This window comes from Klebsiella sp. Sb-30, from assembly GCF_057652795.1.
Window position 1 is genome coordinate 4,183,323 of record NZ_CM172749.1, and the last position, 16,373, is coordinate 4,199,695.

Sequence of the window (16,373 nt, forward strand, 5' to 3'; positions counted from 1 at the left end):
CTGATACTGAGAACCCCTTCCCGCTGCCAGAATAATCGCTATGCCGCGATGCACACCAGCAGGTCAGTCAAGTTCGGAGGGTAAGATGGCTGAGTTCGCCTTTTCAAAATCACTTATTGCCGCTAAAAAAAGAAGTGCCATCACCCGCAGCAATATTGCCTATGCCCTGTTTGTGCTGTTCTGTTTCTGGGCCGGCGCGCAGATGTTAAGTATGCTGGTACATGCCCCCGGCGTTTTCGAGCACCTGATGCAAATCCAGGACAACAGCTCGCCCCGAATTAAGATTGGGCTGGCGGTGGGGACCCTGTTTGGTCTGATCCCCTTCCTGTTCGGCGGCCTGTTGATCGGCGTACTGGGGCTTATCCTGCGCTGGAGCGATAATCGCTAGCGACGCGCCATACAGCTGGCCCGCCTCTCATCAACGCGTTTCGCAAACCAGGCCGTGGTCAGATTGCGCGTAATTTTAGGGCTCTCAAGCTGAATCCCCGGCAGTATCTCCCGCGGCAGCGCTTTGCCTGCTTTCTTATCCGCCAGACGGAAAACCTGTTGGTACAGTTCGGTTTTTTCAAACGCCAGGCTGTCGCCTTTTTTCAACTGCCGGTGGATGTCATCATCACTCATCGCCAGCTGCCCGGCTAAACGGCGTACCGCCAGCTCCGTCGTCCCTGCATCATCGCTATCATAACGAATTAAATCACCGTCCAGCGCCAGCTTCACGCCGCTCGCTTTACTGACGGCATTCTGAAACGCAGCATTGCGGCTGGCGTACCAGCCCGCGTTAAAATCTGCAAAACGGTACAGCGGCACGCTGTAGTTCGCCGGATAGTTGAGCAGGTGCCGGGTACCAAACCACAGGCCGCCGCGCAGGCTGAACACTTCCTGGCGCACGGTGCCGTTGATTTTCCACGGGTAGCCATCGGTATGCTGTTCGGCAAACGCAATGCTCACCTGCATTGGTCCGCCGGTATGCACCGGGTTAAGTGAACCGAATAACTTCTGCCCCATAGGCACCATGCCGATAAAATCGTCAAACACGGCGCTAAGCTGCTTTTCCGTTTTCACGTTATCCAGCCGCTCGCTGTAGCTTTTGCCGTTGGGTGACGGAATTTTCAGCGCCGTGTGCACAAGGAAAACCGGGATATGCATCTTCTCGGCCCGGCGGTCTATCTCTTGCCAGGCGATTTTGCTCAGCCCCGGCACCACCGGATCGGATTGATAGTTGGACTCCTGCTGCGCGACGGCCAGCACCGAACAGACGTTCTCTTCCGTCGGTGCCAGCTTCTGACTTTCGAAGGTTTTGGCAATCGCCTGCGCCCATTCATCCCTGTCCTTCACGCTGGCGGGCATTTTTTGCCGCACCACCGCGGCAACGTCAACGGGCTTTTCGCCCTCTTTCAGTACCGGCGCCGTGTTGCTGGTACAGGCGCTCAGAACAACCCCAGCCAACAGCGTCAGGACGCAGGAAACTCGACGTGGTACCGCGGCTGCCCTGCACTTTCCTTGTCTTTGCATCATCCTTCAATCTGCCTCTGCTATGGGTGGGGATCGGTAATCAGTTTAGCGTCTGGGTAACAGGCTGCAGCTCTTTACCATCCAGTTCGCGTTCAAAACTACGCAGACGTTTGTAGATGGACATCAGTTCCACCAGCGTCGTCCACGAGCTAATCAGGTACTGGAACGAGCCGCGTACCTGGCCGAACACGTTGGTAATCTGCGTCATCAGGCCCAACGTAATCGTACCGGCAACGATCGACGGAAACAGCAGGAACAAACCGAAAACGTTATCCACCTGCAGATAAAGAATGCGGGCGATGTTGAAATACATGTAGTGGAAATAGAGGCGGAAATAGTTGCGACGAACGGCGCTAAACAGCTCGCGCACTGTCGGCGGCGTGGCGCGGGATTCATCATCTTCGCCATACACCAGCTCTTTACGATACGCCGCTTCCACGCGCTGGTTTTTAAATTCCAGCCCCGGCAGTTTGATCCCCACGACCGCCAGCAGGCCGGTCCCCATCAGTGACCACACCACCGCTGCAATCACCAGGCCATACGGCAGGTGACCTACAATCGGCAGATCCGGCACGTGTTCAGACAGCGTGACCAGCACCGGCAGGAAGGCAATCAGCGTCATCACGGCGTTGATAAAGCTCACGCCCATATCCTCAAGGGTAGAGGCAAAGCGCATGGTATCTTCCTGCACACGCTGAGCGGCACCTTCGATGTGGCGCAGGTGATGCCAGTGGGCCATATAGTGTTCGTTCATCGCCGTACGCCAGCGGAAAACGTAGTGGCTGACGAAAAAGTTGTTCATCACGCCAATTATCACCGCGATCACCGCAATGCCGAGGAACACGCCAATTTCCTGATAGAACTGGTTAATACTGACTTTATGCGGCGTGGCCAGCGCGGTCTGGATCAGATCGTAGAACGGCGCATACCAGGCGTTGATCGCGACCCCAACTTCCACCAGAAACCAGGTTACAAAGATGATCAAAGAGGTGCCGAGAATCGACCAGTATTGCCAGCGGTGTGGGCTGTAGGTAAACCAAAACAGCGCAAAAATGCCCACGCAGAAAACGTAGTAGGCATAAAATACCAGATAGTTCAGCGACCAGAATCGCGCAGCGCTGATGGCAACATTTTGTGATGCCCCGGTCAAACGCAGCAGCCAGTCGCCACCGCCCGCCTGCCAAAAGATCACTGCAAGCAGCGACCAGACAAAGGCAGAAAGAAAAAACGGCCCCGGTTTGGGGAAAAAAGATTTAAACATCATCTACTCCTGCTAACTTCTTTATCGTTCTGGCTATGCTGTGTACCACGAAAACGCCCGCCGCATCACTGTAGCAGCCTGGGGAGGGCGGTCGGATGATGAGACCAAATATCAGCAGCTTAGTTCGTCTGCCATTCGGCCAGAATTGTTTCTACGGATTTCACGCGTACGGGATTGCCGGGTACGGTTAGCGTACGCCAGACGTCGTTGTAGTGGTCAATCAGCGTTACGGCCTGCGCAGCCGGACGGTTCGCCGTGGTGTGCGCATCCTCAGCCACGGTGATGGCATAGCCGCGGCTGGCGCCGTTTTTGATGGTGGTATCGACACAGTAATCGGTCGCGCAGCCGCAAATCACGAACTGGTGGATTTGATGCTCGCTCAGTACCTGCTCAAGACGCGTTTTATAGAACGCATCGCAGGCGGTTTTGGTGACATAGAGGGCGTCTGCGGGGGGTTCCAGATCCGCCAGCAGCGCAAAGCCTGCACTCCCCTCTTCCAGACCGCCGTCCTCGGCATGCTGAATAAAAATCACGCGATCCGCGGCGCGAATCAGACGGTTAATATGCGCGACGCAGCGTTCGCGCTCAATACGCGGCGTCGCAAAGACGCCATTTTGCATATCTACTACCATCACCACTCGTTGAGCCGCCATGTTTCTCTCTCGTCACCCGATACATCAAACGCTCATCATACGCGCCCACCGGAGAAAGCGGATATCCGAAAGCATAAAAAAGTCCTTTTTACGCACGGTTACGTTTTTCTGCTAAATATTGTCGTTATTCCACTTCGTTCAGCCGCGCTTCGTAGTATAAATATGCCCTATATCTCTTCTTATCATTATGGATACCCCAGTTGAAACGTAGTCTGCTTATTTTTGCTGCGCTGTGTGCGGCGTCATGGACATCGGTCCAGGCAGCTCAACCGATCGTTGACCCGGAATTTGCCGCCAATGTGGTCGATCGTTACGCCAACCATATCTATTACGGTAGCGGTGCCACCGGCATGGCGCTGGTTGTTATTGATGGCAACCAGCGCGTGTTTCGTAGCTTTGGCGAAACGCGTCCGGGCAACAATGAGCATCCGCAGCTGGATTCGGTTATCCGCATTGCTTCGCTGAGTAAACTGATGACCAGCGAGATGCTGGTAAAAATGCTCGATCAGGGCGTCGTCAAGCTCAACGACCCGCTCAGTAAATACGCGCCGCCGGGTGCCCGGGTACCGACGTATCAGGGCACGCCGATTACGTTGGTCAACCTGGCGACCCACACCAGCGCGCTGCCGCGCGAACAGCCCGGTGGTGCGGCGCATCGTCCGGTCTTCGTCTGGCCAACGCGCCAGGATCGCTGGTCGTGGCTGTCGACAGCATCGCTGAAAGCGGCCCCGGGATCGCAGGCCGCTTACTCTAACCTCGCGTTCGATCTGCTGGCAGACGCCCTTTCTACGGCAGCGGGAAAACCCTATCCGCAGCTATTTGAAGAGCAAATCACCCGGCCGCTGGGTATGAAAGACACCACCTTTACCCCTTCACCGGATCAGTGCCGCCGCCTGATGGTCGCCGAGAAAGGCGCCAGCCCGTGCAACAATACGCTGGCGGCAATCGGCAGCGGCGGCGTCTACTCGACGCCGGGCGATATGATGCGCTGGATGCAGCAGTTCCTTTCCTCCGATTTCTATACCCGCGGGCAGCAGGCTGACCGTATGCAGACGTTGATTTATCAACGTAGCCAGCTAACACGGGTTATCGGTATGGATGTGCCGGGCAAAGCGGACGCTCTGGGTCTTGGCTGGGTCTATATGAAACCGAAAGATGGCCATCCGGGGATTATTCAAAAAACCGGCGGCGGCGGTGGATTCATTACCTATATGGCCATGAACCCGCAGGCAAATATTGGTGCCTTTGTGGTGGTCACCCGCTCATCGCTGACCCGTTTTAGCAATATGAGCAACGGTATTAACGATCTGGTCAGCGAACTCAGCGGCGGACAGCCGGCGCCGATCCCGGAGTCCTGATCGTCATCACGGCATGGGTTCCAGGGTAACGTGGGCTTAATGCTTCCTTTGGCGAAACATCTCACCGGAATTTCGGTTAGACTTGTTGTTTTCATTTCACAAAATCAGGCAAACCATGACAGATTTAATCACTCGCCCCCGCCGTTTGCGTCAATCCGCTGCGCTGCGCGCCATGTTTGAAGAGACAACACTGAGTTTGAATGACCTGGTGTTGCCGATCTTTGTTGAAGAAGAAATCGACGATTACAAAGCCATCGAAGCCATGCCTGGCGTGATGCGTATTCCGGAAAAATACCTGGCGCGGGAAATCGAGCGTATCGCCAACGCCGGTATCCGCTCGGTGATGACCTTCGGTATTTCGCACCATACCGACGCGACCGGCAGCGATGCCTGGAATGAGAACGGCCTGGTGGCGCGTATGTCACGCATCAGTAAGGACGCAGTACCGGAGATGATTGTTATGTCCGATACCTGCTTCTGTGAATACACTTCACACGGCCACTGCGGCGTATTGTGCGACCACGGCGTCGACAACGACGCTACCCTGGTGAACCTTGGCAAACAGGCGGTGGTTGCCGCTGCGGCAGGCGCCGATTTTATCGCGCCCTCCGCGGCAATGGATGGTCAGGTGCAGGCGATTCGCCAGGCGCTGGACGCCGCCGGTTTTACCCGTACGGCCATCATGTCCTACTCCACCAAGTTTGCCTCTTCATTCTATGGCCCGTTCCGCGAAGCGGCCGGTACCGCGCTGAAAGGCGATCGTAAAACCTACCAGATGAGCCCGATGAACCGCCGTGAAGCTATTCGCGAATCCCTGCTGGATGAAGCCCAGGGCGCAGATTGCCTGATGGTCAAACCAGCCGGCGCCTATCTTGATATTCTGCGCGATATCCGCGAACGCAGCGATCTGCCCCTCGGCGCCTATCAGGTGAGCGGCGAATACGCGATGATCAAATTTGCCGCTCAGGCCGGCGCTATCGACGAAGAAAAAGTGGTGCTGGAAAGCCTCGGTGCCATTAAGCGCGCCGGTGCCGATCTGATCTTCAGCTACTTCGCCCTCGATCTGGCTGAAAAGAAAATCCTGCGTTAATTTCCCGTCATTCCCCCGGTAGCCCTACGCATACCGGGGCTACGGCCTGCTCCGGTAGCCCCGTTCAGGCGCCAGCCGCAACCCGGGGGAATGAACTCGCGCCAGTCCCAAATCTTCACTCAACTGTAATCTGAGCGACATCTGCACCTTCTACTGTCTGGGCAGGACGGAGGAGGAAGCGCTATGTTTAGTCTCGACAATGTACTCGACGACCTGTGGCCTCAGGCGAGGCCTGCCCCCTGGCAAAAAAAACTACTCAGAAAATTACTCCATGAGGAAGAGTTTCAACAATTTGCCGCTCGCCATCGCCACCTGAAAGGGCTTGATACGGTCGAACAGGTGCTCGAACATCTCAATATCCGCTGCGCCATCCCGGCACACGATCTGGAACAAATCCCTGAACACGGTCCGCTGGTGATCGTCGCTAACCACCCCACCGGCACGCTTGACGGCCTGGCGTTACTCTATGCCGTTTCCCGCGTGCGCCGCGATGTCAAAGTCGTGACTAACCGCCTGTTAACCCATCTTGAACCGCTGAGCTCGCTGTTTATTCCCGTTGACAATATCAACGGCCGTACCGCCAAAACTGCGCTGCAACAGATGGATAACCAGCTGCAGAACGGCGGCGTGCTGATCTTTTTCCCTGCGGGAGAAGTCTCACGCCCGACGCGCCGGGGGATCCGCGATAAAAAATGGCACTCTGGCTTTATCAAACTGGCGACCAGGTACCGCGCCCCGCTGCTGCCGGTATGGATCCGGGCGCACAACAGCGCGCTGTTTTACGCCAGCACTCTGCTCTCCGACAATCTGCCGCTGCTGCTACTGATGCAGCAAATGTTCCGCCGGCGTAACAGCAGCCTGCCGATCGCTATCGGTCAACAGATTGCCTGGTCCTCGTGGTACAGCGCGCAAACGCCTCCGCGCGAACTGGCGGATCGCTTCTATCGCCACGTTGAGCGGCTGGGCAAAGGGATGCCGGGGGTATTTAAAACAGAAAGCGCCATTGCCCGTCCCGAGGATCGCGCCCTGCTTAAGCGCGAGCTCAGCCAGGCGGAGTGCCTCGGGCGCACGGCAGATGGCAAAATCATCTATCTGTGGCAGCGCGACGGTAAGGAAGATGCGCCGCTGCTGCGCGAGCTGGGCCGCCTGCGCGAGATTGCCTTTCGCGCGGTGGGCGAAGGCAGCGGCAAACGCCGCGACGTTGACAGCTATGATGACGATTACCTGCACCTGATTCTGTGGGACGAAGAGGACCTGGAAATCGTCGGCGCCTATCGCTTTATGCCTACCGCCATGCAGCTGGAAAAACGCGGCCTGGAAGGGATCTATAGCTACAGCCTGTTTCACTACGACGCGCGGATGGAGGATATCCTCACCCACGGGATTGAACTGGGTCGGAGCTTTATTCAGCCGCGCTACTGGGGGCGTCGCGGGCTGGATTATCTGTGGTGCGGCATCGGGGCCTGGCTGGCGCGCTACCCGCACTATCGCTATCTGTTCGGCCCGGTCTCCATTTCCGGCGGCCTGCCGCCCGCGGCTCGCGATCTGCTGGTGGCATTCTACCGTCTGTGGTTCCCGGCGACGCATCCGCTGGCGGAATCCCGTCGCCCTTATCCTGCCTCCCTACCGGATGTGCTGGCGCAGTTTGGCGGGGAAGATTACAACGACGACCTGGCGCGGTTGAAATCCCTGCTCGGCAACCTCGGCTGCGCGATCCCGCCGCTGTATAAGCAGTATTCGGAAGTCTGCGAGCCTGGCGGCGTGCAGTTTATCGATTTCGGCAGCGACCCGGATTTCAACAACTGCGTGGATGGTCTGGTGCTGGTAGATTTGACCTATCTGAAGGCCAACCGCTATCAGCGCTATATTGGGGTGCATTTAGACGGGCAAAAATCGGCATAAAGACCTCTTCCCGGAGGCGCGCTATCAGCACTAAATCGGCGCGCATTTATCGCGCGTTATCTCCCGGCCTGCGGCGCGTTGCGCCTTAGCCGGGTGACAGAAATTACCCCGCCCGGTAATAGGGCTTATCCCCGAGAATCGTCGCCCGGTGCATAATGCGCCGCTGCGGCAGGTAATCGGCGTTGGCGTAGTGCTGGGTGACGCGGTTATCCCAAATCGCCACGTCGTTCGGCTGCCAGCGCCAGCGTACCTGAAACTCCGGCTTTGTGACGTGGGCGAACAGGAAGCCGAGCAGCGCCTCGCTCTCTTTTTCCGTCACGTCGACAATGCGGGTGGTGAACCCCTCATTGACAAACAGCGCCTGTTTGCCGGTCACCGGGTGGGTGCGCACCACCGGGTGCAGCAGCGGCGGGTTTTTCGCAACCGCCTCCAGCCAGCGCCGATGCTCCTCTTCGGTTTTGCGGTATTTATACTCCTGGAACGATTTACGAAAATCATGCTCCGCCCGCAGGCCGCTTAGCAGCTGGCGCACAGGCTCAGAGAGCGCCTCATACGCCGCAACGCCGCTGGTCCACAGAGTATCGCCGCCGGTTGAAGGCAGCTCTTTTGCCGCCAGGATCGCCCCGGCGGGCGGCGTCGCAATAAAGGTGACATCGGTGTGCCAGTTATCGTTATCCGGCGGATTATCGTCGTGGGTATCGAGAACGATAATCTCATCAACGCCCGGCGCATGGGGATAAACCGGATGAATATGCAGGTCGCCAAAGCGCAGGGCGAGATCCCGCTGCTGCTCGGGCGTAATGTTCTGCTCGCGAAGGAACACGACCTGATGGCGCAATACCGCGTGATACAGCTGCTCAAACTGGTTGTCGCTCAGCGGGCGGGTAATGTCGACGCCGGAAACCTGCGCGCCAATATATGGCCCCAGCGGGGTAATGCTTAAACGTTCGCTCATTGTACTTCTCCATGCCAGGGCGTCAGGCGACGCTGCAACGCGCGCAGCCCCAGTTCCAGTAAAAAGGCGATGATCGCAATCACCGCGATCCCGGCCAGCACCACATCGGTGGCGAGAAACTCACCGGCGGACTGCACCATAAAACCTAATCCGCGGGTGGCGGCAATCAGTTCGGCGGCCACCAGCGTTGACCAGCCCACCCCGAGCCCGATACGCAGGCCGGTGAGAATTTCCGGTAATGCGCCGGGCAAAATCACCAGCCACAGCACCTGCGCCCGGCTGGCGCCTAAAGATTGCGCGGCGCGAATCCGTACCTGCTGGGCGCTTTTCACCCCCGCCAACGTCGACATCACCACTGGCGCAAAAATCGCGAGATAAATCAGTAATATTTTTGGCGTTTCGCCAATGCCGAACCAAATGATCACCAGCGGCAGCCAGGCCAGCGGCGGCACCGGTCGATACAGTTCGATCAGCGGATCGAGAATCCCGCGGATCGTCGGGCTCAGGCCCATGGCGATCCCGACCGGCACGCCAAGGATCGTCGCCGCAACCAGGGCGACCGCGATCCGTGTCAGGCTCGCCGCCAGATGTTGCCAGAGCGTGGCATCCATAAAGCCCTGCGGGCCGGCAATGACGATCAGTTTCTGTAATACCTGCTGCGGCGGCGGAAGAAACAGCGGGCTAATCAGCTGCAGGGCGGTCACGCCCCACCAGATCGCCAGCAGCACCGCCAGCGTGGCGAAACTCAGCGTCAGCTGGCGGGAGAGCGGCCAGCGCCACTTCAGCGTCCGCGGCTGGGGTTTGTCATTAATCACCACGCTCATGAGAAGGCCTCCCGTTGTTCAAATACCCGGCTCAGGACATATTCACGCTGTGCGATAAACTGCGGGTCAGATTTAATGCTGCGGCAGGATTCGCCGGCGATAAAGCGGCGACCAAAATTCAGCGGCAGCCGCTCCAGCACCCGGCCCGGCCCCGGCGACAGCAGCACCAGTTCGGTGGCCATAAATACAGCCTCTTCAATGTCATGCGTAATCAGCAGTACCTGTTTGCCGGTCTCGTGCCACAGGCTAAGCAGCAGGGTTTGCATCTGCTCGCGGGTGAAGGCATCCAGCGCGCCAAACGGCTCATCCAGCAACAGCAGCTGTGGGTTTGCCGCCAGCGCTCTGGCAATGCCGACCCGCTGGCGCTGGCCGCCGGAGAGCTGCCAGATAAAGCGCTTTTCCGCTCCTTCGAGGCCCACTTTCTTCAGCATCCGCACCGCGGTTTCCCGGCGAGCAGCTTTGTCCACGCCCGCCAGCTGGAGTCCCAGCGCGACGTTATCCTGTACGTTGCGCCAGGGCAGCAACCCTTCATGCTGAAACACCACGCCGCGCTCGGCGCCCGGCCCTTCTACCCGCTGGCCTTCGAGGGTGATGCTGCCGTGCTGATAAGGCACGAATCCGGCAATCAGGTTCAGCAGCGTGGTTTTACCGCAGCCGGAGGGTCCGAGGACCACCAGCAATTCGCCGCTGTCCAGCGTCAGGTTGATATCCGCCAGCGCCGGTTTACCGCCGTAGTCGGCGGAAAGATGCGAGATTTGCAGCATCGTGGCCTCCTTTACTTCACAAAACGGTCGGTGACGTACTGGCTGTAGTCGGTGCCGGCCGTCGGGACTTTGCCCTGCTCTTTGAGGAACTTCGCGGTGTCGACGATCGCTTGATTCACCGGACCATTCAGCTCCTGGGCCTGCTGCGCGGCGGTGAGATAGGTATTGCCTTTTACCAGCCCCGGCACATCGGCATCCGGCACGCCGCTCAGGCGCGACAGCTTGCTGATATTATCCGGCTGCTTCAGCCACGCATCCGGATTGGCAATGTACGGTTGCTGGGCATCGATCGCGCTTTTCGCAAAAGCTTTCACAATCTCAGGGTGTTTCTCGGCAAAATCTTTGCGTACCACCCAGACATCCAGCGTCGGCGCGCCCCACTCTCCCACCTGGGATGAATCGGTCAGCACTTTGCCCTCTTTTTCCAGTTCGTTCACCGCCGGGGCCCAGACATAGGCGCCGTCAATGTCTCCGCGCTGCCAGGCGGCAATAATCGCCGGCGGCTGCAGGTTGATAATCTGCACCTGGCCCGGCTTAATGCCCCAGTGTTTGAGCGCCGACAGCAGGCTGTAATGGGTTGTGGAGATAAACGGTACCGCAATGCGTTTACCGATCAGGTCTTGCGGTTTGCTGATGCTCTTTTTCACCACCAGCGCTTCAGAGTTTCCGAGCTTTGACGCCAGCAGGAACACTTCAATCGGCACCTGTTGCGTGGCGGCGACCGCCAGCGGGCTGGAACCGAGGTTGCCGATTTGCACATCGCCGGATGCCAGCGCCCGCACGATGCTCGAGCCACTATCGAATTTGCGCCAGTCAACGGTTGCGCCGCTCGCTTTGGCAAAGGTGTTATCCGCCTGGGCGACTTTCGCCGGCTCAGCGGAAGTCTGATACGCGACGGTGACGTTGACCGCCTGCGCCTGGAATGCGGCCAGTGCCAGTGCGGCAATGAGTGTAATACGCGATGATAGTGCCATAGTGTCTGCTTCCCATAGTTGTTATGGGTGCAGTATTTCCGCCGCGGTGCATTTGATGAAGTAATTAAAAATTCTTGCTAAGAACAAAGTGTTTTTAGAAAAAAAGCGGCAATGCTTATACACAAAACCATTCAAGATACGTCGAAGAGGCAAGGGAACGACAAATCCGTCGGGAACGAATTTGTACAGCCGCAGGCTGCCCCCGAAGAGAAGCTGGGATGCCTCTCATACAATCCCTGGAGCATAGATAACGATGTGACCAGGGTTTCTGACAAATCTGCGGGAGCGGATTTGAACGCTGCTCGCAGCGGCCTCGTAAGGGGCGGGCCGAGTAATCTACAGCCCACAAAGCGGCAGCTTGAAGGATGACGTGTATTAAGATTTCGTTACATTCGTTACATATCCGCACCCCGGAGATTGCCAGCGCAGCGGCGGCAGGCATCATACAACCATGATTCGCTATGAGAGTATGAATATGATTCGTGTTGTGCTGGTCGATGACCATGTGGTGGTGCGCTCCGGTTTTGCGCAGCTACTCAGTCTCGAAGAGGATCTCGACATCGTTGGCCAGTTCAGCAGCGCGGCGGAAGCCTGGCCGGCGTTATTACGCGACGACGTCAACGTGGCGGTCATGGATATCGCCATGCCGGATGAAAACGGTCTGAGTCTGCTCAAGCGCCTGCGCGCGCAAAAACCGCAGTTTCGCGCCATTATTCTCAGCATTTATGACACCCCGACTTTTGTACAGAGCGCACTCGATGCGGGCGCCAGCGGCTATCTGACCAAGCGTTGCGGCCCGGAAGAGTTAGTGCAGGCGGTCCGTTCTGTCGGCATGGGCGGACACTACCTGTGCGCCGATGCGCTGCGGGCGCTGCGCGGCGGTGAACAACCGGCGAGGGTGCTGGAGGGACTCACCCCGCGTGAACGTGAAGTGTTTGATTTACTGGTCAAAGGCGATAGCGTAAAAGAAATTGCCTTCAAGCTCGATCTCAGCCACAAAACGGTGCATGTCCATCGCGCCAACGTGCTGGGCAAATTGCACTGCCAAAGCACCATCGAACTGGTGCACTTCGCGCTCGACCACCAGCTGCTGGCAGGGCATTAATGTCGCGCAGCCTTCGCCACGGGGTCATTTCGCTGTTCATTGTGCTGGCCTGGGGAACCGGCTGGCTGATGCTGTGGACGCTCGGGTTTTATCTGACCCATAACGGCCAGCAGGCGGCGCTGTTCCTGCCGCACGGCGTCTATCTGGCGCTGCTGATCCTGCTTTCGCGCCGCTACTGGCCCGCGTTAGTGATCCCCCCTCTGCTGATGCTGCTCTGGCTGCGCAGCGAACAACTGCTGAACGGTTATATTCTGCTGGCCGCGCCGTTGATTAGTCTGCTCCCTGCCGCTCTCGCTCAACAGTTCTGGCATCGTTTTCCTCTCTACTGGCAGCGGCTGACGCTGCTGCTGGCCACGGTGACCGCCAGCGCATTACTCAACACCGCCCTGCTCTCGTCGTTTGTCAAAAGCCCGGCTATGATGCTCGGTCTGGCCTCGTTTACCGGCGGCGTGCTGCTGACGCCGTTTGTCTATCTGATTTTTGAATTCCTGCGCCAGCAACACCGCTACCACCTGCTGGGGCTGGATACCAACAACCCGCCGTTGCGCACTTCGTTAATCATCTGGTGCAGTCTGTTCTTTATCATCGGCATCGGCACCCAGATGGTGCTGTCGCCGGAAATCGAGCGCCTGCTGTTAATTGTGGTGTTTTTGCCAAACGTGGTGATGGCGTGGAAGTTCGGCTGGCAGGGCGGCGTCCTCTCTGGCCTGCTGGGCAGCATGATGATCACTATCGCCCGCCAGGTTGGCGTCGGATTCAGTAATCTGGTGGAGCTGGAAATTTTTCTGGCGACTCAGGCGCTGCTCGGCATCGGGCTGGGCATTGCCATCAGCCGTCAGCAGCATCTGGCGCAAAACCTGCACCACTACCGCCAGCGGCTGGAAACGGAGCTGGCGGCGCGACGGGCGCTGACCGAAAAGCTGATCCACACCGAAGAGGACACCCGCAAAAGCCTGGCGCGCGAACTGCATGACGAAATAGGCCAGAACATCACCGCCATTCAGATCCAGTCGCAGCTGGTAAAACGGGCGCGCGATCCGGCGCAGAGCCAGGCCGCCGCCAGCCAGATTAACGAGCTCGCCCGGCGTATTCACCACTCCACCCGCCAGCTGCTGCGCCAGCTGCGTCCCCCGGCGCTCGACGAACTGTCGTTTAAAGAGGCGCTGCACCATCTGCTCAATGAGTTTGCCTTTGCCGAGCGCGGTATCCGCTGCCATTTTGACTACCAGCTTACCGCCACCCCGGAGAGCGAAACGGTGCGTTTCACCCTCTATCGGTTGCTGCAGGAGTTGCTCAATAACGTCTGTAAACACGCCGACGCCAGCGAAGTCGCCATTGCCCTGTTTCAGCAGGGGACGCGGCTGCGCCTCGAAGTGAAGGATAACGGCGTCGGTATCAGCCCAGACAAAATTGCCGGATTCGGTATCCAGGGTATGCGCGAGCGGGTCAGCGCCCTGGGCGGCGAGCTGACGCTGGAATCGCAGCGCGGGACGCGGGTAATTGTTAACCTGCCCACAACTTTGCAACAAACAGCCTGCTAACCAGGAAAAAGTCTTAGCCACTGCGGACTTTCTCTCATCCCCTTTTGAATTCACTTTCTTATAGTCAGCAAAACGGAGACGGCTATGCACGCACGCTCAGCAACCGACATCAATCAACATTACCGGACGCTGCGTCCACAGCTGCTGATGTACATGGTGATCGGCTATGCCGCGTTTTACCTGACGCGTAAAAGCGTCAACTACGTACTGCCGGCGCTGCAAACGGATCTGGGGCTGGATAAAGGCGATATCGGCCTGCTGGGGTCGCTGTTTTATCTGGCCTACGGCGTGTCGAAGTTTACCGCCGGGCTGTGGCACGACAGCCACGGGCAGCGCTGGTTTATGGGCGTTGGCCTGTTCGCTACCGGCCTGCTGAACGTGGTGTTCGCCTTTGGCGAGTCGCTGACGCTGCTGCTGGCGGTCTGGTCGCTGAACGGATTTTTCCAGGGCTGGGGATGGCCCCCCTGCGCCCGCCTGCTGACCCACTGGTATTCGCGCAACGAACGCGGTTTCTGGTGGGGGTGCTGGAATATGTCGATCAATATCGGTGGGGCGATTATCCCCCTGATTAGCGCCTTTGCCGCCCACTGGTGGGGCTGGCAGGCGGCGATGCTGACACCGGGGATTATCAGCATGGCATTGGGGATCGGGTTAACGCTGCAGCTAAAAGGGACGCCTCAGGAAGAGGGACTGCCGTCAGTGGGCGCCTGGCGCCAGGATCCGCTGGAACTGCGGCAGGAGCAGCAAAGCCCGCCGATGGGGCTATGGCAGATGTTGCGGACCACGATGCTGAAGAACTCCATGATCTGGCTGCTGGGCGTCTCTTACGTGCTGGTCTACCTGATCCGCATTGCGCTCAACGACTGGGGCAACATCTGGCTGACGGAGAGCCACGGCGTCAATTTGCTCAGCGCCAATGCCACGGTCATGTTGTTTGAAGCGGGCGGGCTGCTTGGCGCACTGTTCGCCGGTTGGGGCTCGGATCTGCTGTTCAGCGGCCAGCGGGCGCCGATGATTTTGCTTTTCACGCTGGGGCTGATGGTCTCCGTCGCCGCCCTCTGGCTGGCCCCGGTGCATCACTACGCGCTGCTGGCGGTCTGTTTCTTTACGGTGGGCTTTTTCGTCTTTGGCCCGCAAATGTTGATTGGCCTCGCGGCGGTGGAGTGCGGACACAAAGCGGCGGCGGGTTCGATTACGGGTTTTCTCGGCCTGTTCGCCTATCTGGGGGCAGCGCTGGCGGGCTGGCCTCTGTCGCTGGTCATTGAACGCTACGGCTGGCCGGGCATGTTCAGTTTGCTCTCGGTCGCCGCGGTACTGATGGGTTTATTGCTGATGCCGCTGCTGATGGCGAGCATTACTACCTCTGCTGCTCAAAGGATAAAATAATGAAAAAAACGCTGGTCACTACCCTGATTGCTTCCGGCATTGCGCTGGCGACGCTAAGCGGCGCGGCGCACGCCAAAGGTCGACTGGTGGTCTACTGCAGCGCCACCAACGAAATGTGTGAAGCCGAAACTAAAGCCTTCGGCGACAAATATGATGTGAAAACCTCGTTTATCCGCAACGGTTCCGGTAGCACGCTGGCGAAGGTCGATGCCGAGAAGAAAAACCCGCAGGCCGATGTCTGGTACGGCGGCACCCTCGATCCGCAGTCCCAGGCCGGTGAAATGGGTCTGCTGCAACCCTATCAGTCGCCGAATCTTACGCAGGTGATGGAGCAGTTCCGCGATCCGGCGAAGCTGAAAGGCAACTACTCTTCGGCGGTGTACGTCGGCATCCTCGGCTTCGGCGTGAATACCCAGCGCCTGAAAGAGAAAAATCTGCCGGTGCCAAAATGCTGGAAGGATCTGACCAAAGCGGAATACAAAGGCGAAATCCAGATCGCCGACCCGCAAAGCTCCGGCACCGCCTATACCGCGCTGGCGACCTTCGCCCAGCTGTGGGGAGAAGATCAGGCCTTTGATTACCTGAAACAGCTCAACGCCAACGTCTCTCAGTACACCAAATCCGGTATCGCCCCGGCGCGTAACGCCGCCCGTGGTGAAACGGCCATCGGCATCGGCTTCCTGCACGACTACTCGCTGGAAAAAGAACAGGGCGCACCGCTGGAGCTGATCTCTCCCTGCGAAGGCACCGGCTATGAAATTGGCGGCGTCAGTATTCTGAAGGGCGCGCGCAACCTCGACAACGCCAGGCTGTTTGTCGACTGGGTGTTGTCGAAAGATGCCCAGGAGCTGGCGTGGAAAAAAGGCAAGTCTTATCAGATCCTGACCAACACCACCGCCGAAACCTCGCCGAACTCGCTGAAGCTCGACGACCTGAAGCTTATCAACTACGACATGGATAAATACGGCTCAACCGACGTGCGTAAAGCGCTGATCAATAAATGGGTCAGCGAAGTGAAGATGGGTAAATAAGCCCACTCTTGCGGTTA

Annotated in this window: 15 protein-coding genes; 8 read left to right on the plus strand and 7 right to left on the minus strand. The window is 58.2% G+C overall.

Annotated elements, in window-relative coordinates; genetic code table 11:
- Positions 1-85: 85 nt before the first annotated feature.
- Positions 86-388: a DUF2755 family protein gene (locus AC236I_RS19580; RefSeq protein ID WP_004858469.1), complete on the plus strand. Its 303-nt coding sequence runs from the start codon at positions 86-88 to the stop codon at positions 386-388.
- On the opposite strand, the gene AC236I_RS19585 is transcribed toward AC236I_RS19580, so the two are convergent.
- From AC236I_RS19585 to AC236I_RS19595, 3 genes are all read right to left on the minus strand, one after another.
- Positions 385-1,512, minus strand: coding sequence for a DUF1615 domain-containing protein (locus AC236I_RS19585; RefSeq protein WP_097357545.1), 1,128 nt, complete (start codon positions 1,510-1,512; stop codon positions 385-387). The genes AC236I_RS19580 and AC236I_RS19585 overlap by 4 nt on opposite strands.
- A 40-nt stretch (positions 1,513-1,552) precedes the next feature.
- The gene (gene sbmA, locus AC236I_RS19590) at positions 1,553-2,773 is read right to left on the minus strand and encodes a peptide antibiotic transporter SbmA (RefSeq protein WP_004858462.1); all 1,221 of its coding nucleotides are present in this window, start codon (positions 2,771-2,773) and stop codon (positions 1,553-1,555) included.
- Between the two features lie 119 nt (positions 2,774-2,892).
- Positions 2,893-3,405: an isochorismatase family protein gene (locus tag AC236I_RS19595; protein WP_463667031.1), complete on the minus strand. Its 513-nt coding sequence runs from the start codon at positions 3,403-3,405 to the stop codon at positions 2,893-2,895.
- 221 nt (positions 3,406-3,626) lie between these two features.
- Between AC236I_RS19595 and ampH the strand changes: the two genes are divergently transcribed.
- From ampH to olsF, 3 genes are all read left to right on the plus strand, one after another.
- The gene (gene ampH / locus AC236I_RS19600) at positions 3,627-4,784 is read left to right on the plus strand and encodes a D-alanyl-D-alanine-carboxypeptidase/endopeptidase AmpH (RefSeq protein ID WP_004858455.1); all 1,158 of its coding nucleotides are present in this window, start codon (positions 3,627-3,629) and stop codon (positions 4,782-4,784) included.
- A gap of 115 nt (positions 4,785-4,899) precedes the next feature.
- Complete coding sequence (gene hemB, locus AC236I_RS19605) at positions 4,900-5,874, plus strand: porphobilinogen synthase (protein WP_004858446.1); 975 nt, start codon at positions 4,900-4,902, stop codon at positions 5,872-5,874.
- A gap of 183 nt (positions 5,875-6,057) precedes the next feature.
- Positions 6,058-7,776: a bifunctional ornithine lipid synthase OlsF gene (gene olsF / locus AC236I_RS19610; RefSeq protein WP_015585058.1), complete on the plus strand. Its 1,719-nt coding sequence runs from the start codon at positions 6,058-6,060 to the stop codon at positions 7,774-7,776.
- Positions 7,777-7,879: 103 nt separating this feature from the next.
- On the opposite strand, the gene tauD is transcribed toward olsF, so the two are convergent.
- From tauD to tauA, 4 genes are read right to left on the minus strand one after another with little or no spacing between them, the layout of a single operon-like run.
- On the minus strand, positions 7,880-8,731 hold the full coding sequence (gene tauD, locus AC236I_RS19615; RefSeq protein WP_004858441.1) for a taurine dioxygenase: 852 nt from the start codon (positions 8,729-8,731) through the stop codon (positions 7,880-7,882).
- Positions 8,728-9,555 (minus strand): taurine ABC transporter permease TauC, encoded by an 828-nt coding sequence (gene tauC, locus AC236I_RS19620; RefSeq protein WP_004858438.1) that lies wholly within the window; start codon positions 9,553-9,555, stop codon positions 8,728-8,730. Before tauC ends, tauD begins: the two co-directional genes overlap by 4 nt.
- Complete coding sequence (gene tauB / locus AC236I_RS19625) at positions 9,552-10,319, minus strand: taurine ABC transporter ATP-binding subunit (protein WP_004858436.1); 768 nt, start codon at positions 10,317-10,319, stop codon at positions 9,552-9,554. Before tauB ends, tauC begins: the two co-directional genes overlap by 4 nt.
- An 11-nt stretch (positions 10,320-10,330) precedes the next feature.
- The gene (gene tauA, locus AC236I_RS19630; RefSeq protein WP_004858433.1) at positions 10,331-11,293 is read right to left on the minus strand and encodes a taurine ABC transporter substrate-binding protein; all 963 of its coding nucleotides are present in this window, start codon (positions 11,291-11,293) and stop codon (positions 10,331-10,333) included.
- Between the two features lie 475 nt (positions 11,294-11,768).
- Here tauA and AC236I_RS19635 point away from each other — a divergent pair, with 475 nt between their 5' ends.
- From AC236I_RS19635 to AC236I_RS19650, 4 genes are read left to right on the plus strand one after another with little or no spacing between them, the layout of a single operon-like run.
- On the plus strand, positions 11,769-12,398 hold the full coding sequence (locus AC236I_RS19635; RefSeq protein WP_015585060.1) for a response regulator transcription factor: 630 nt from the start codon (positions 11,769-11,771) through the stop codon (positions 12,396-12,398).
- Positions 12,398-13,939, plus strand: a complete 1,542-nt coding sequence (locus tag AC236I_RS19640) for an MASE1 domain-containing sensor histidine kinase (protein WP_097357505.1) — start codon at positions 12,398-12,400, stop codon at positions 13,937-13,939. The genes AC236I_RS19635 and AC236I_RS19640 overlap by 1 nt, the downstream gene beginning before the upstream one ends.
- Positions 13,940-13,999: 60 nt before the next feature.
- On the plus strand, positions 14,000-15,325 hold the full coding sequence (gene uhpC, locus AC236I_RS19645) for an MFS transporter family glucose-6-phosphate receptor UhpC (protein WP_227499836.1): 1,326 nt from the start codon (positions 14,000-14,002) through the stop codon (positions 15,323-15,325).
- Positions 15,325-16,356, plus strand: a complete 1,032-nt coding sequence (locus AC236I_RS19650) for an ABC transporter substrate-binding protein (protein ID WP_004858421.1) — start codon at positions 15,325-15,327, stop codon at positions 16,354-16,356. The genes uhpC and AC236I_RS19650 overlap by 1 nt, the downstream gene beginning before the upstream one ends.
- Positions 16,357-16,373: the final 17 nt, after the last annotated feature.

What these genes read in the sequence shown, in the direction of transcription:
- AC236I_RS19595 (WP_463667031.1), bottom strand. Translation starts at nt 3,405, where the DNA reads ATGGTAGTAGATATGCAAAATGGCGTCTTTGCGACGCCGCGTATTGAG.
- hemB (WP_004858446.1), top strand. Translation starts at nt 4,900, where the DNA reads ATGACAGATTTAATCACTCGCCCCCGCCGTTTGCGTCAATCCGCTGCG.
- AC236I_RS19640 (WP_097357505.1), top strand. Translation starts at nt 12,398, where the DNA reads ATGTCGCGCAGCCTTCGCCACGGGGTCATTTCGCTGTTCATTGTGCTG.
- AC236I_RS19585 (WP_097357545.1), bottom strand. Translation starts at nt 1,512, where the DNA reads ATGCAAAGACAAGGAAAGTGCAGGGCAGCCGCGGTACCACGTCGAGTT.
- sbmA (WP_004858462.1), bottom strand. Translation starts at nt 2,773, where the DNA reads ATGTTTAAATCTTTTTTCCCCAAACCGGGGCCGTTTTTTCTTTCTGCC.
- tauD (WP_004858441.1), bottom strand. Translation starts at nt 8,731, where the DNA reads ATGAGCGAACGTTTAAGCATTACCCCGCTGGGGCCATATATTGGCGCG.
- AC236I_RS19635 (WP_015585060.1), top strand. Translation starts at nt 11,769, where the DNA reads ATGATTCGTGTTGTGCTGGTCGATGACCATGTGGTGGTGCGCTCCGGT.
- AC236I_RS19650 (WP_004858421.1), top strand. Translation starts at nt 15,325, where the DNA reads ATGAAAAAAACGCTGGTCACTACCCTGATTGCTTCCGGCATTGCGCTG.
- tauB (WP_004858436.1), bottom strand. Translation starts at nt 10,319, where the DNA reads ATGCTGCAAATCTCGCATCTTTCCGCCGACTACGGCGGTAAACCGGCG.
- olsF (WP_015585058.1), top strand. Translation starts at nt 6,058, where the DNA reads ATGTTTAGTCTCGACAATGTACTCGACGACCTGTGGCCTCAGGCGAGG.
- AC236I_RS19580 (WP_004858469.1), top strand. Translation starts at nt 86, where the DNA reads ATGGCTGAGTTCGCCTTTTCAAAATCACTTATTGCCGCTAAAAAAAGA.
- tauC (WP_004858438.1), bottom strand. Translation starts at nt 9,555, where the DNA reads ATGAGCGTGGTGATTAATGACAAACCCCAGCCGCGGACGCTGAAGTGG.
- tauA (WP_004858433.1), bottom strand. Translation starts at nt 11,293, where the DNA reads ATGGCACTATCATCGCGTATTACACTCATTGCCGCACTGGCACTGGCC.